Annotated in this window: 10 protein-coding genes; 5 read left to right on the top strand and 5 right to left on the bottom strand. The window is 58.1% G+C overall.

Features of this window, described 5'->3' with window-relative positions; translation table 11 throughout:
• Positions 1 to 150 precede the first annotated feature (150 nt).
• The 3 genes from katG to KYE_RS07500 all read left to right on the top strand — a co-directional run bounded on the left by katG (position 151) and on the right by KYE_RS07500 (position 4550).
• The gene (gene katG, locus KYE_RS07510) at positions 151 to 2322 is read left to right on the top strand and encodes a catalase/peroxidase HPI (protein ID WP_008172001.1); all 2172 of its coding nucleotides are present in this window, start codon (positions 151 to 153) and stop codon (positions 2320 to 2322) included.
• Positions 2323 to 2459: 137 nt separating this feature from the next.
• Positions 2460 to 3431: a tRNA dihydrouridine synthase gene (locus KYE_RS07505; protein ID WP_008171999.1), complete on the top strand. Its 972-nt coding sequence runs from the start codon at positions 2460 to 2462 to the stop codon at positions 3429 to 3431.
• Positions 3432 to 3557: 126 nt separating this feature from the next.
• Complete coding sequence (locus tag KYE_RS07500) at positions 3558 to 4550, top strand: MBL fold metallo-hydrolase (RefSeq protein ID WP_008171998.1); 993 nt, start codon at positions 3558 to 3560, stop codon at positions 4548 to 4550.
• A 30-nt stretch (positions 4551 to 4580) separates the two neighbouring features.
• Here KYE_RS07500 and KYE_RS07495 read toward each other — a convergent pair whose 3' ends face one another.
• Complete coding sequence (locus tag KYE_RS07495; protein WP_008171996.1) at positions 4581 to 5594, bottom strand: class I fructose-bisphosphate aldolase; 1014 nt, start codon at positions 5592 to 5594, stop codon at positions 4581 to 4583.
• A 162-nt stretch (positions 5595 to 5756) separates the two neighbouring features.
• Between KYE_RS07495 and KYE_RS07490 the strand changes: the two genes are divergently transcribed.
• Positions 5757 to 7835 carry a hypothetical protein gene (locus KYE_RS07490; protein ID WP_008171993.1) on the top strand — a complete coding sequence of 693 codons (2079 nt, stop codon included), beginning with the start codon at positions 5757 to 5759 and terminating at the stop codon, positions 7833 to 7835.
• Here the strand turns inward: KYE_RS07490 and KYE_RS07485 are convergent.
• From KYE_RS07485 to KYE_RS07470, 4 genes are all read right to left on the bottom strand, one after another.
• Positions 7805 to 9364 carry a glutamate synthase-related protein gene (locus tag KYE_RS07485; protein WP_008171991.1) on the bottom strand — a complete coding sequence of 520 codons (1560 nt, stop codon included), beginning with the start codon at positions 9362 to 9364 and terminating at the stop codon, positions 7805 to 7807. The two genes, KYE_RS07490 and KYE_RS07485, sit on opposite strands and share 31 nt — an antisense overlap.
• Before the next feature lie 139 nt (positions 9365 to 9503).
• Positions 9504 to 11696: an OsmC domain/YcaO domain-containing protein gene (locus tag KYE_RS07480; protein ID WP_008171990.1), complete on the bottom strand. Its 2193-nt coding sequence runs from the start codon at positions 11694 to 11696 to the stop codon at positions 9504 to 9506.
• A 93-nt stretch (positions 11697 to 11789) separates the two neighbouring features.
• A complete protein-coding gene (locus KYE_RS07475; RefSeq protein WP_008171988.1) occupies positions 11790 to 12485 on the bottom strand; it encodes an aspartate/glutamate racemase family protein in 696 nt (231 codons plus the stop codon).
• A 14-nt stretch (positions 12486 to 12499) separates the two neighbouring features.
• Positions 12500 to 13519 carry a sodium:calcium antiporter gene (locus tag KYE_RS07470; protein WP_008171986.1) on the bottom strand — a complete coding sequence of 340 codons (1020 nt, stop codon included), beginning with the start codon at positions 13517 to 13519 and terminating at the stop codon, positions 12500 to 12502.
• A 158-nt stretch (positions 13520 to 13677) separates the two neighbouring features.
• On the opposite strand from KYE_RS07470, the gene KYE_RS07465 reads away from it, so the two are divergent.
• Positions 13678 to 14589, top strand: a complete 912-nt coding sequence (locus KYE_RS07465; RefSeq protein WP_008171984.1) for a pirin family protein — start codon at positions 13678 to 13680, stop codon at positions 14587 to 14589.
• Positions 14590 to 14637 lie beyond the last annotated feature (48 nt).

Below are 14637 nucleotides of genomic sequence, written 5' to 3'. Positions count from 1 at the left end.
AGAGAACCCGCAAATATTGCGGGAAATCCTATAGGCGCACGCTATCCGGGACATAAGAAATACTCAGAGCAGATTATTGGGTGTGTCCTATAGTTAGAAGTGCCTGAATCAAAGCAGTGTCGTTTTGCCAACCCCAATGAGGAGAGAAAAATGACAGACAACAACAGTGCGGGCGGAAAGTGTCCCGTAATGCACGGTTCAAACACTCAGGAAAAAGCCGACGTAGCTGGCTGGTGGCCTGAGAACCTCAATCTCGACATCCTTCATCAGCACGACCGCAAAACCAATCCTCTCGGTGAAGACTTCGACTACCGGGAAGAAGTGAAAAAGCTTGATCACGAAGCCCTCGAAAAAGACATGCACGAGCTGATGACCAACAGTCAGGAATGGTGGCCTGCCGATTGGGGGCATTACGGCGGCCTGATGATTCGACTGGCGTGGCACGCCGCTGGAACCTATCGCCTGGCCGACGGTCGTGGTGGTGCCGGCACCGGTAACCAGCGGTTCGCTCCGCTGAACTCCTGGCCCGACAACGGCAACCTCGACAAGGCACGCCGCCTTCTGTGGCCGCTTAAGAAAAAATACGGCAACAAGGTGAGCTGGGCCGACCTGTTTATCCTGGCCGGTAATGTTGCCTATGAGTCGTTTGGCCTGAAGACCTTCGGTTTCTCTTATGGCCGCGAGGACATCTGGCATCCGGAAAAAGACATCTACTGGGGCGCGGAAAAAGAGTGGCTGGCGCCGTCTGACAGCCGTTATGAAGACGTCGACAAGCCCGACACCATGGAGAACCCGCTCGCTGCAGTGCAAATGGGCCTGATTTATGTGAATCCTGAGGGCGTGAACGGTGTGCCGGATCCGCAGAAGACCGCGGAGCAGGTGAGAACGACCTTTGCCCGCATGGCGATGAACGATGAAGAAACCGCAGCGCTGACCGCTGGCGGCCATACGGTGGGCAAGGCTCACGGTAATGGCGACGCCGATGCCCTCGGCCCGGAGCCGGAAGGGGCTGACGTTGAAACCCAGGGCTTTGGCTGGATGAACCCGAACCTCGACGGCAAGGCGACCAACGCGGTTACCTCTGGCATCGAAGGTGCCTGGACCTCGAATCCGACCAAGTTCGACATGGGCTACTTTGATCTGCTGTTTGGCTACGAGTGGCAGCTGACCAAGAGCCCGGCTGGTGCAAACCAGTGGGAGCCGATCGACATCAAAGAAGAGCACATGCCGGTTGATCCGACTGATCCGTCCGTCCGTCGCAAGCCGATGATGACCGATGCCGACATGGCAATGAAAGTCGATCCGAAGTACCGCGCAATCTGCGAGAAGTTCATGGCAGATCCCGAGTACTTCAAAGACTGCTTCGCCCGTGCCTGGTTCAAGCTGACCCACCGCGACATGGGGCCCAAGTCCCGCTATATCGGACCGGGTGTGCCTGATGAAGATCTGATCTGGCAGGATCCTGTTCCCCAGGGCGAGACCAATTACATTGAGGAAGTGGTCAAGCAGAAGATTGCCGGGGCCGGATTGAGCCTTAACGAGCTGATCTGCACCGCGTGGGACAGTGCCCGTACTTTCCGCGGCTCAGACATGCGTGGTGGTGCAAACGGTGCGCGGATTCGCCTGGCGCCCCAGAAGGACTGGGAGGGTAACGAGCCCGATCGTCTGGATAAGGTGCTGAAGGTTTACGAGCAGATTTCGGCTGACACTGGCGCCAGCGTTGCTGACGTTATCGTGCTTGGCGGTAACCTTGGCATCGAGATGGCAGCCAAAGCAGCCGGCCACGAGGTTCACGTACCCTTCTTGAAGGGACGTGGTGACGCTACCGACGAGATGACGGATGCCGAATCCTTCGATCCGATGGAGCCGCTGGCGGATGGCTTCCGCAACTGGCAGAAGAAGGACTACGTGGTCAAGCCGGAAGAAATGCTTCTGGATCGTGCCCAACTGATGGGACTGACAGCGCCTGAAATGACCGTCCTGCTGGGTGGCATGCGGGTGCTCGGTACCAACTACGGCGGCACCAAGCACGGCGTATTCACCGATCGCGTTGGCCAGTTGACCAATGATTTCTTCGTCAATCTGACTGATATGTCGAATCGTTGGGAGCCGACTGGCAAGAACTCGTACAACATCGTGGATCGCAACAGTGGCAATACCAAGTTCACTGCGACCCGTGTTGATCTCGTGTTCGGTTCCAACTCGATCCTGCGTGCCTACGCAGAAGTGTATGCCCAGGACGACAACGAAGAGAAGTTCGTGAAAGACTTCGTTGCAGCCTGGAGCAAGGTCATGAACGCCGACCGGTTCGACGTCGAATAAGACCTGTAAGCAAGCGATTGGACACCCCGGTTTCGGGGTGTCCGTCTATCAACTTCCCGCCAAATTCCTTACAATCCGCTCCGTGTGATTTTTGATCAGTCTCACCCCGAACAGACCCTGTAATTGCTGGAGCACTCATGCGCATCATTCTCGCCCCAATGGAAGGGCTGGTTGACGCACCCATCCGTGAAACCCTTACCGGGGTAGGCGGCATCGACCGTTGCGTAACGGAATTCGTTCGTGTCACCCATGGCATGCTGCCACCGAGAGTGTTCTACAAATACGCCCCCGAATTGTACAACCGGTCGCTCACTCAAGTGGGCACCCCCGTTGCCGTTCAGCTGCTGGGTTCAGACCCTCACCAGATGGCGCGCCACGGCGTGCGTGCGGCTGAACTCGGCGCCACCCAGGTGGATATCAACTTTGGTTGCCCGGCCAAAACGGTCAACAAGCACAAGGGTGGCTGTGTGTTGATGCGCGAGCCGGAGCTTATGCATGAGATCGTGGCTGCTGTGCGTCAGGCTGTGCCAGCGCATGTGCCGGTCACAGCCAAAATGCGGCTGGGGTATGACGACCGATCCATGGGTGTGGCTTGTGCCCAGGCATTGGAAGCGGCAGGCGCGGCAGAGATTGTCATTCATGCCCGCAGCAAAGTAGACGGGTATAAGCCGCCGGCCTATTGGGAGGAAATCGCCCGGGCCCGGGAAGCTGTCAAAACCCACATAATTGCCAATGGCGAAATCTGGAGTGTCGCGGACTACTGGCGTTGCCGTGAGGTGTCCGGCTGCGATGACGTGATGATTGGCCGTGGCCTGATCGCCCGGCCAGACCTCGCCCGGCAGATCAAGGCCAGCCAGCAGGGCAAAACGGTGCCGGATATGACCTGGCCGGAAGCTGTCGCCCTGGTTCGTGAGTACGCTACGGTTCTTCAGGGCTGGCTTGAGGACCGCTATGTGACCGGTCGTATCAAACAATGGCTTAACTTTCTCCGCCAGGGTTTCGCCGAGGCAGAGGCGCTCTGGCCCGAGGCCCGGAAAATCCGTCAGGTGGCGCCCATGATGGCATGCCTGGAACAGCGGGTTATCCTGACGGACTCCCGCGCTGCCTGATCCTCATTCAAGCGCACTCACTCAATCCCCACGCGTTGACCTTCCCGCCGCCTAAACTGGTATCAACGGGATTGTCGTTCGTATCAATACCGGTACCAATAAAAAACGAGTGGGAGGACGAACAACATGTTCAGAGCAGGTTTGCGCAACACGATGGCCTTTGCCGGAGTGTCAGTCGGTATGCTAGTGGGCGCCGCTATGCCGGCTGCCGCCGACGACCACGTGGTGAAAGTCACACCCCTGGGAAGCCACGATGGTGAGTTCTGTGGCCGGGACCGGGCGCTGGTCTTTGAAGATCCCAATGGCACCCGAATTCTCTATGACGCCGGCAGAACGGTCGCCGGTCCGGATGATCCCCGACTGGGCAAAATTGATGTTGTTCTGGTTTCCCACATGCATGGGGACCATGTGGGTGATCAGCGCATCAGCAAGACCAATCAGGGCACGTGCGGATCTCCAGACACCGGCGTTTCAACATTGCCACAATCCAACACTGTTGATATTGCGGTAAAACACGGTTCAAAAATTGTTACGGGTAGCGAAATGCCCGCCTTCTTTGCTGCCAAGCTGAAAGATGCCGGCGGTGATCCTGCAAACTCGCTGTTGGTTCGGTTCGGTGGCGAGCGTGAAGTTGGCGGAGTGGCAATTACGACCGTGCCGGCTGTGCACAGCAATGGCGTATCGCCCTCGTTCCTCACCGGGCCACTGGCAGAGTATCTGGCTGCCGCGGGTGTTGGCGCCAGTGTCGGACCACCCACGGGCTACGTGCTCAGGTTCTCCAACGGCCTGGTGGTCTACCTGTCCGGTGACACTGGCATTACTGCCGAGCAAAAGCTGGTCGTGAAGGATCACTACGGTGCGGGACTTGTGGTGATGAACATCGGTGATACGTTCACCACCGGACCGAAACAGGCCGCCTACGTAATCAATGACCTCGTGCAACCGAAGGCGGTTATCGCCTCCCACGCCAACGAACCTGCGACCTCCGGTGGCATGGTGCAGGAAGGAACGCGCACGGCTCTGTTCCGGGATTCAGTGACAGTGCCGGTTCATGTGCCCCTCAGTGGCCGCACCATGGCGTTCAATGGCATGGCGAGCTGCGTCTCCGGCTGCAACTAGGGGAACACGGGCACGCAGGGCTGTTGCCGGTCAGTCTTCCATCTCCGGTCGGTAATGGCCCGCGCGAGCGGCACCGTTCAGGCGGGCCCGCTTCAGCATTGCTGCCTGAGCCTCCGGACCATTGTCCAGATTGCCGGCCCAGGCCTTCTGTGCCGGTTCCTGCAAAGCCCGTCCGTAAGAGAAGCTCAACTCCCAGGGCTGCGCGCCCATGCTGTTCATGGCGTTCAGATTGAGAGTGGCTTCTTCCGGTGTCTGGCCGCCCGAGAGGAAGAAAATGCCGGGTACCGCAGCCGGTACCGCCCTGCGAAAAACATCGAGAGTCGCTGTCGCCACGGCTTCCGGGGATGCCTTCGGGCTTTCCTTGCCCGGCGTCACCATGCTGGGTTTGAGGATCATGTATTCCAGTGCCACCTTGTGTCGGTAAAGGGCGTGGAACACCTCCCGAATCACCGCCTCGCTGACTTCCGCGCAGCGCTCGATGGAATGGTTGCCATCGATCAGTACTTCCGGCTCAACGATCGGCACGATACCCAGGGACTGGCAGATCGCCGCATAGCGGGCGAGAACCTCGGCATTCGCCTCGATCGCCTGCCGTGAGGGCAGAGTGTCCGATATATGGAACACATCCCGCCACTTGGCGAACCGGGCCCCCTGGTTTTTGTAGATTTCCAGGCGGTCCTCCAGACCATCCAGGCCAAAGGTGATTTCATCACCCGGGGCATTCACAAGAGGGCCTTTGCCCTTGTCTACCTTGATGCCCGGCACAATGCCTTTGCTGGCCAGCAGCTTTGGCATGGGAACATTATCCAGGCTCTGCTGGCCGAGAGTCTCTTCAAACAGAATGACCCCGCTGATGAATTCTCCGAGCCCGGAAGCCGAGAAAATAAGGCTTCGGTATTCCCGGCGCATATCTTCGCTCGACTCCACACCAACGGCCTTGAAACGCTTGGCAATGGTCGGGTGGCTTTCATCCGCCGCGAGAATTCCCTTGCCGGGCTGAACCAGTTCCCGGACGGTAGAGTTGAGTTCTTCCTGAATGGTCATGGTGAGCTCCTGGTTGATCCTTGAAAGTCTGTTGGTCGTTCGGCCCGCCACTCTATTGTAGACGTTGAATAGCGGTCTGGAATTTGATCTGCGCTAAGGCAGAAACCGATCTCCTGAATTAGGCTGTAGATGATAACAACAGGAAAACGGGAAGACCTGAATATGAAAACCGTTGTCAGCGTCAGCCAGGGATCTGGTGAGTACGATTATGATATCGAGACGTCGTTTCTTGGGCAGCCTTTCCGGATTATCCGGATCGGTACAGACGGCGATCTTTCCCGGGCCGAGGCGGTTCTGGAGTCCGTGCATCCGCAGGCAGATGCCATCGGTCTGAGCATGGTACACGATCATTACGAGGTGGGCCGGGAGCAGCTTGAACACCCGGATACTGCCCGCCTTGAGGCCTGTGTGCCGGATAAGCCGGTAACCACCGGTGCCGGGTTGCGGGCTATCCTGCAGGAATGGGCTGTGCGTCATACCCAGTCTGAGCTCGGGCATTTCTTCGACAATGCCCGGGTGCTCTTTTTGAATGGGCAGGCCGGTTACCGGATTGCCAGGGCCCTTTCCGAACATACCGAGAATCTCTTCTTTGCCGATCCTTACACGGATTTCGGAGTGCCCAGGCTGCTGACTTCCCTGAAACAGCTGGAAACCTATACCTCGCTTACTGCACCCATCATGTTCAGGCCTGCGGCGGTGAAAGCGGTTGAAACCATTCTCCGAACACCGCTGTATCGGTTGGGTGAGAACCTGGTTAAAGGTTCGCTCCATCACGCGGTGTCCGAGGCCCATGTCATCGTGGCCTCGATTGGCGACCTGGAGAATTTCACGGCGAAAGAGCTGGATGGAAAAACCGTGATTACCTCGCGGGTAACGGACGCGGCCATGGACTGGATGCGTTCGCGCAAGGTTGCCATGGTAGTGGATTACAGTCCCTGGCTGGAGGGCCGCCCCGTTGGCGTGAATGTGATGGAGGCGATGATCAGTGCGGCGCTTTCCAGGACGCCGGACCAGTTGGGCCCCGATGACTATCTGGATGTTATTCAGAGCCTGCAGATTGAGCCGCGAATCCTTTACCCGAACGGTTATCGCCGGGTTAACCGGTTTGCGTTTGTCATTCATCCCCTGTCGCAGCAATACCTCACCAAAACACCGCCCCTGGACTGGGTTGCCAACGTATCGCCGCCTGTGGTGATGAACCTGGTGGAAAAGGCCATCGCGTATTCGCCACCGTTCATCTACTCCAAGGTATCCGGAATCCGGTCACCCAATGGCGATGAGGTGGAGGGCTGGCTCATTACCGTTGGTGGCACCCCTCGGGAGATCATGGCCCACGGGCCGGAATTTACCTACGCCCGGTTGCTGCAGGCGGCCAAACTGGCCAAGAAACTCGGCGCCCAGATCATGGGCCTGGGTGCGTTTACCAAGGTCGTGGGTGATGCCGGTATAACGGTGGCCAAGCGGGCGCCGCTGCCGATCACGACCGGCAACAGCTACAGCGCATCCGGTGCCCTGTGGGCGGCCCATGACGCCATGAAGAAAATAGGGCGGGTGAGTATTGGGCCCAGTGGCAAAGCGGCCGGCAAGGCCATGGTGGTGGGCGCTACGGGTGCTATCGGGTCGGTCTGCGCCAGATTGCTGGCCAAGGCAGTGGACGAGATTTATCTGGCGGCACCGGAGCCGGCCAAACTGCTGGCTCTCAAGGAAAGCATCGAACAGGAAACGCCGGGTGCCATCGTACATGTTGCCGGCTCTGCCGAACGCGATCTGGCCGACATGGACATGATCGTGACCGCCACCTCCGGGGCCGGCAAACGTATCCTGGATATCATGAAAGTGAAGCCGGGCTGCGTCATAACCGACGTCGCCCGCCCACTGGATATCCCGGCGGAGGATGTCGCCAAGCGGCCGGATGTGCTGGTGATCGAATCTGGCGAGATTCAGCTACCGGGTGAAGTGCATATGAAAGACATCGGGCTTCCGAAAGGCATTGCCTATGCCTGCCTGGCGGAAACCATCGTGCTTGCTCTGGAAGCGCGTTTCGAGAACTTCACTCTCGGGCGGAATATCGAGTGGGAAAAAGTGCGGGAGATTTACAAGCTGGGGCTGAAGCATGGCATGAAGCTGGCCGCCATTTCCGGGGTGAACGGTGTGTTCACCGAGGAGGACTTCGAACGGGTTCGAGTCCTGGCGGCCAGCGAAGAAGCACCTCAGGCAGAAGGATCAAGCACACCGGCGTAGCGAACGCCGCTGAGCAGGGCCATCTCCCGATGCCAGGTGGACAGGTCATCTATGTTCAGTTTGCTCAGGCTGTCGTGGCCACAGGCTCGTGCCATCACCTGCATCAGTGAGACAGAGGCCTCAAGGAAGTTCCGCAGCTGTTTGGCAGACTGGTCGACGTTCAACCGTTGGCGCAGGTCCTTGTTCTGGGTCGCAATGCCTGCCGGGCAATTGTTGGTGTTACAGATACGGGCTGCAACACAGCCGATGGACTGCATGGCACTGTTGGCAACGGCAATACCGTCAGCGCCCAGCGCCATGGCCTTCACAAAATCGATAGGGACCCGCAGGCCACCGGTAACGATCAATGTGACCCGTCCGCTTGCGCCGCGGTCATCCAGATAGCGCCGCGCACGCGCCAGGGCAGGAATGGTGGGCACACTGATGTGATCACGGAAGATCTCGGGTGCAGCGCCGGTGCCGCCGCCACGGCCGTCGAGAATGATGTAGTCGGCGCCGGCATCCAGGGCGAATTGCACATCCCGCTCGATGTGATTGGCGCTCAGCTTGAAGCCGACGGGAATACCTCCGGTCACTTCCCGAACATGGCTGGCGAAGCGCTGGAAATCCTCAACTGAGCGCAAATCGTCGAAAGTGGGTGGGGAGTTGGCCGGTTCGCCCTCAGGAATATTGCGCACCTCTGAGATCTTGCCGGTGTTCTTGTTGCCCGGCAAATGGCCACCGGTGCCGGTCTTGGCGCCCTGGCCACCCTTGAAGTGAAACGCCTGCACTTTCTTGAGCAATTCTTCCTTGTAACCGAACTTGGCGCTGGCCAGCTCGTAGAAGTATCGGGAATTTTCCTGTTGCTCCTCGGGCAGCATGCCGCCCTCGCCAGAGCAGATGCCGGTGCCGGCTAGCTCGGCGCCACGAGCGAGGGCAATCTTGGCCTCCTCCGACAACGCGCCGAAGCTCATGTCGGAAACGAATAGCGGCATGCTCAGTGTCAGTGGCTTGCGGGCTTCAGGCCCGATTACCAGTTCGGTCGAGACGTCGGCGTCGTCTGCCAGCGGCTTACTGGCCATCTGCGCCACCATCAGTTGGAGGTCGTCCCAGTGGGGCAGGGTGTGGCGGGGCACGCCCATGGCAGTTGTCGGACCATGGTGGCCCATACTGCTCAGCCCCTCACGGGCCAACTGATGAATAAATTCAACGGTGGGTTCTTCTTTGGTGGATTTGGCCTTCGGCGCATCACCGGATTCCTCGTCGCCATCATCGTCTGACTCCGGCGCCTCCTTGCCAACCTGGTCATCGCTGAACTGCTGGTGAGTGCCGTCACAATAAGGCGCGCTTCCGGTCTGTTTACACTGGCACAGAACCGCCTCTTCGTCTTTTTCGGCCTTGAAGACCTTGGGCTTGAACCCCGTATCTCCGTGGGAACCGTCGCAGAACGGCTGGTTGTTGGAACGGCCACAAACGCAGAAGGCGTATTCCTCGCCTTTTTTCAGGCTGACTTTCTTGGGCTTGTTATCAGCGATCACCGGATTGCTCATTGCAAGGCTCCTTGTTTGGCGTATGCCACAAATGTACAAGGGTGTACGGGCATTAAACGCAAATAGGCTACTTGTAATGATCAAGTGTGGATCAGGACTGACCGCGCCGCCAATGCGGCGCGGCTCGCTCGGCGTCCGATTACGGCTGCAGGCCCGCCCTGGCTGCACGCGCCGCGTGCAGCTTCCGGTAGCTCTCGATCAACCGCTGATGCTTCTCCAGCCCATCCAGTTGCATGTTCGTGGCTTCCAGGCCGTGGAAACGAACGCTGCCATCCACTGAGCCAACAACAGCTTCCATGGTTTCCTCGCCGAACATGCGGGTGAAGTTGGTGATGTAGTCGTCCAGCTCCATTTCGTCGTCAAGGGTGACTTCGAGAACCGCATACATGGCTCGGTAGAACAGACCGCGCTCAACGGTGTTGTCGTTGAACTGAAGGAACATGTCGACGAATTCCAGGGCTTCTTCATGCCACTGCAGGGCAAGGCAGATCAGGATCTTCAACTCAAGGATCGTGAGTTGGCCCCAGATGGTGTTTTCATCGAACTCCACGCCGATCAGGGTGATGATCGTCATGTAGTTGTCCAGCTGGCTGGCTTCCAGGCGTTCCACCAGATCGGCCAGTTGCTCATCGTCCAGGCGGTGCAGGTTGAGGATGTCTTCCCGATAGTCCAAAGCCATGTTGGTGTTGTCCATGATCAGGTCTTCCACCGGATACACCTCGGAATAGCCTGGAACCAGGATTCGGCAGACCGGCGCGCCCAGTTCCTCGTAAACGGCGACATACACTTGCTTGCCCAGTTCCTCGAGGATACCGAACAGACACTCGGCTTCCTCGGCGTTGGTGCCGGAAAAATCCCATTCAACGAAATCATAATCGGACCTGGCGCTGAAAAACCGCCAGGACACCACGCCTGTGGAATCGATAAAGTGCTCCACAAAGTTGTTTGGCTCGGTCACTGCCAGGCTGTTGAAGGTGGGCGCCGGCACATCGTTGAGGCCCTCGAAGCTGCGGCCCTGCAGGAGTTCCGTCAGGCTTCGCTCAAGGGCCACTTCAAAGTTCGGGTGAGCGCCGAAAGAGGCGAACACGCCGCCCGTTCGCGGGTTCATCAGGGTAACGCACATTACCGGGAACTGGCCGCCGAGGGAGGCGTCCTTTACCAGAGTCGGGAAACCCTGGGCTTCCAGGGCTTCAATGCCTTCCAGGATGTTCGGGTATTTTTCCAGTACCTCCCGGGGCACGTCCGGAAGGGCAATCTCCTCTTCGATAATCTGCTTCTTTACCGCCCGTTCGAAAATCTCCGACAGACACTGAACCTGTGCTTCGTTCAGGGTATTGCCCGCACTCATGCCGTTGCTGAGAAACAGGTTCTCAATCAGGTTGGAGGGGAAATACACCACCTCGCCATCCGATTTTCGCACGTAGGGCAGGGAGACAATGCCCCGGTCGGCTCTGCCGGAGTTGGTATCAATCAGATTGGAGCCGCCAAGCTCGCCGTCCGGGTTATAGATGGCGAGGCAGTGGTCATCCAGAATGCCTTCCGGCAGCTCGTCGTTGGGGCCCGGCTTGAACCACTTTTCGTTCGGGTAGTGGACGAAGTCGCTGTTGGCGATGTCCTCACCAAAGAACTGATCGTTGTAGAAAAAGTTGCAGCTGAGCCGCTCGATGAATTCGCCCAGGGCAGAGCAAAGGGCGCTTTCCTTGGTGGCACCCTTGCCATTGGTGAAGCACATGGGTGAGGCGGCATCGCGAATGTGCAGGGACCACACGTGAGGCACAATGTTGCGCCAGGAGGCAATCTCGATCTTCATGCCCAGCTCTTCGAGAATGCCAGTCATGTTGGCAATGGTCTGTTCAAGGGGCAGGTCCTTGCCTTCGATAAAGGTCTGGGTGCCGCCTTCCGGCTGGGTCATCAGCAGTGCCTGGGCGTCCGCGTCCAGGTTCTCGACGGTTTCAATCTCGAAGGTCGGGCCGGTCTGGACCACTTTTTTCACGGTGCAGCGGTCGATCGAGCGCAGGATGCCCTGGCGGTCTTTCTCCGAAATGTCCTCGGGCAGCTCCACGGAAATCTTGAAGATCTGGTTGTAGCGATTCTCCGGGTCCACGACGTTGTTCTGGGACAGGCGGATGTTCTCGGTGGGAATGTCCCGCGCGAGACAGTAAACCCGAACAAAGTAGGCCGCACACAGGGCAGAGGACGCCAGGAAGTAATCGAACGGGCTGGGCGCCGAGCCGTCGCCCTTGTAGCGAATCGGCTGGTCCGTTACGACCGTGAAATCGTCAAACTTGGCTTCAAGTCTGAGGTTCTCGAGAAAGTTGACGTTGATTTCCATTGCAGAGAGTCCTGGATCGGAGAATTTGGCGCGCCATGGTTTTTAATGGCGGCCATTATCCAGTTTTTGCAGGCGTTCGTCTTGGTCGGTCTTCTACGGATGATGTAACGCCAGCTCGACGGCCTGAGCTGCGTGAATCTCCGTGGTGTCGTAGAGGGGAACCCCGGTATCCGCCTGCTTGATCAGCAAGCCGATCTCGGTGCAGCCCAGGATCACCGCCTGCGCGCCGCGCTCGGAAAGCGAGCTGACAATATCGAGGTAGATGTCGCGCGAGTCCGGCTTGATCTCTCCCAGGCAAAGCTCCTCGTAGATAACACGATGCACCTCGTCCCGCTGGATTTCATCCGGCGTGAGAACGTCGATACCGGCGGCCTCCAGTCGGTCCCTGTAGAACGCCTGTTCCATGGTAAATCGCGTGCCCAGCAGGCCTACCCGGTTGATTCCATCATTCTTCAGCACCTGAGCTGTGGCATCTGCTATGTGTAGCAACGGGATCTCGATCGCCTGTTCAATTTCAGGAGCAACCTTGTGCATAGTGTTGGTGCCGATCACCAGGAAATCCGCGCCGGCCCTCTGCAATGACAAGGCGGCGTCGGAAAGAATGTCGGCAGTAGCGGGCCAATCACCTTTGTGTTGAAGCGCTTCGATCTCGGCGAAATCCACGCTGAAGAGCACCAGCTTCGCCGAATGCAGCCCGCCCAGTCGGCCTTTGACCCCCTCGTTGAGGAGTCGGTAGTAGGTTTGGGTGGATTCCCAGCTCATGCCGCCGAGAAGGCCAATCGTTTTCATGGGTAATCTCCTTATTATCCGCTAATTGTCACGATAATCAGCGCCACTGCATAGACCGAGAGCATCAGGGCGCTTTCAAACCCGATCTTGCCAATTCCATAGCGTTGGCGCCGGACCATTCCCATTAACAACGTGGCTGTCATCAGTATGCTGACAAGCCCCCAGGTCATCTGTATCGGGGTAATGTCGTGATAGATGGAACCGCCAGGGTAGCCCACATCGGCTGAAGCGATCACCAGCATATTAAAACAGTTGGTGCCGAATATATTGCTTACCGCCAGGGTCAGCGCGTTCCTGCGGATGGCAGCAATGGTGGTGACCAGCTCGGGTGAGGAGGTAGCGAGCGCGGTAAACAGGCCGCCAATCAGGGTATCGGACAGGCCCGTTTCGTCACTGATCACTTTGGCCCCTTCCATCAGTACCCATCCAGCTATGCCTGTAATTGCAGCCAGAATAATGAAAGTGACCCAGGCCTGGGCAAGACCGCCGCGAAGATAATGACCAGGCTTGTCGGGAACGGTCTGGCGGGTCAGTCGGGGAAACCACATGGGTTTACTGTCTGTTGTGCGAACCAGGTGAAGCCCGAACAAATACGCTGCGGTAATCACGGGTGTGATTGGGTGTATTCCCCAGAGGGAAACTGGTGGACTCGCAATTGCCAGTAGCGGCAAAGCCAGCAGAACGATCAACAACGCGGCCAGCATCAGGTTGGTGGAAGATGCAGCTGCGTGCTCCAGGTTGGCCTTCCGGTACATGATGTCTGCAATGCCCAGAAACACCAGGTTCGCAGCCATGCTGCCCATGACATTGCTCATGGCCAGATCCGGCCTTGAATCCATGGCCGCGCTCAGCGTGGCGGCGAAGTCGGGCAGTGAGGTTACCCCGGCCAGCAGAAAGATGCCGAACAACGCCTCGCCCAGACCTGTGCGATCAGCCAGTTCATCGGCGACCCGCGCAAGTCGGCTGCCGGCTGTCACAATAACGACGGATGCGATGGCAAAAGCTATGATGCCGGTAGTCAGTGATGGAAACACTCAAGGCCCCAGACTGTTGCGATTGCTTGAATTGCTTACGGTAACTATAGCGGTTGCGGAATGGCCAGGATGAATATCGGTGCCCGGAGAAAGATTCCGGCTTCTATAATAGATTCAGGAAACCGGGTGACAGAGTCGGGGCAAAACGGGAGCGATGCATGAGCAATCTGATGAATACTGTTGAACAGAACTGTGATTCGGCCGATGCGCCGTGCAGCGCCATCGAAACCATTTTGAGCCCCCGGGTTGCCAATCTGGGCGGCTTCTCCGTACGTCGGCAGTTGCCAACCGCGAAGCGGAAAATGGTAGGCCCCTCGGTATTCTTTGACGAAATGGGCCCGGCGGAATTTCCGGCTGGCCAGGGTCTCAACGTACTGCCGCATCCCCATATTGGTATTGCCACTGTTACCTACCTGTTTGAGGGCGAGATACTGCATCGGGATTCCGTTGGCAGCTACCAGCCAATCCGGCCCGGAGATATCAATCTTATGGTGGCCGGCAGCGGTATCGCCCATTCCGAGCGGGAGCGTCCTGAGATCACCGCAACGGATCACCGCTTGCATGGGCTCCAGCTCTGGCTGGCCCTGCCGCAAGAGCACGAAGAAACTGCGCCAGCGTTTCACCACTATCCAGAGGATGACATCCCCGCGGTTGAGATAGACGGCGTGCCGGTTCGAGTCATGATCGGCAGTGCTTACGGAGTCACTTCGCCGGTGCTCAAGTTCAGCGAAACCCTGTACCTTGAAGCCACCCTTAAAACCGGTCAGACCCTGGCATTACCCCAGGCGCCTGAGCGCGCCGTCTACGTTGCCAGTGGCGCCCTGCGAGCCCATGGCTCTGAGCTGCCTACCCACAGCATGACGATCTTTTCCCGACAGCCCGGTGTTGCCATTACCGCCACAGAGGATACCCGGATTGCCGTGATTGGCGGTGAGCCGCTGGGCAAGCGTTTTATCGAGTGGAACTTCGTCTCTTCTAGCAAGGCCCGTATAGGTACAGCCAGAGAAGACTGGCGGGCAGGGCGGTTCGAGAAAGTCGTGGGTGATGAGGAAGCGTATATACCGTATTAGCCTGTCGTCTCGGTTTTCCACGGGCCCAACGCCTTGTATCCGGGGGCC

Origin of the sequence: Marinobacter manganoxydans MnI7-9, from assembly GCF_000235625.1 — a bacterium.
GTDB classification, from domain to species: Bacteria; Pseudomonadota; Gammaproteobacteria; order Pseudomonadales; family Oleiphilaceae; genus Marinobacter; species Marinobacter manganoxydans.
The sequence above is the reverse complement of the archived record's forward strand: the minus strand, read 5'-3'. Positions and strand labels throughout refer to the sequence as shown.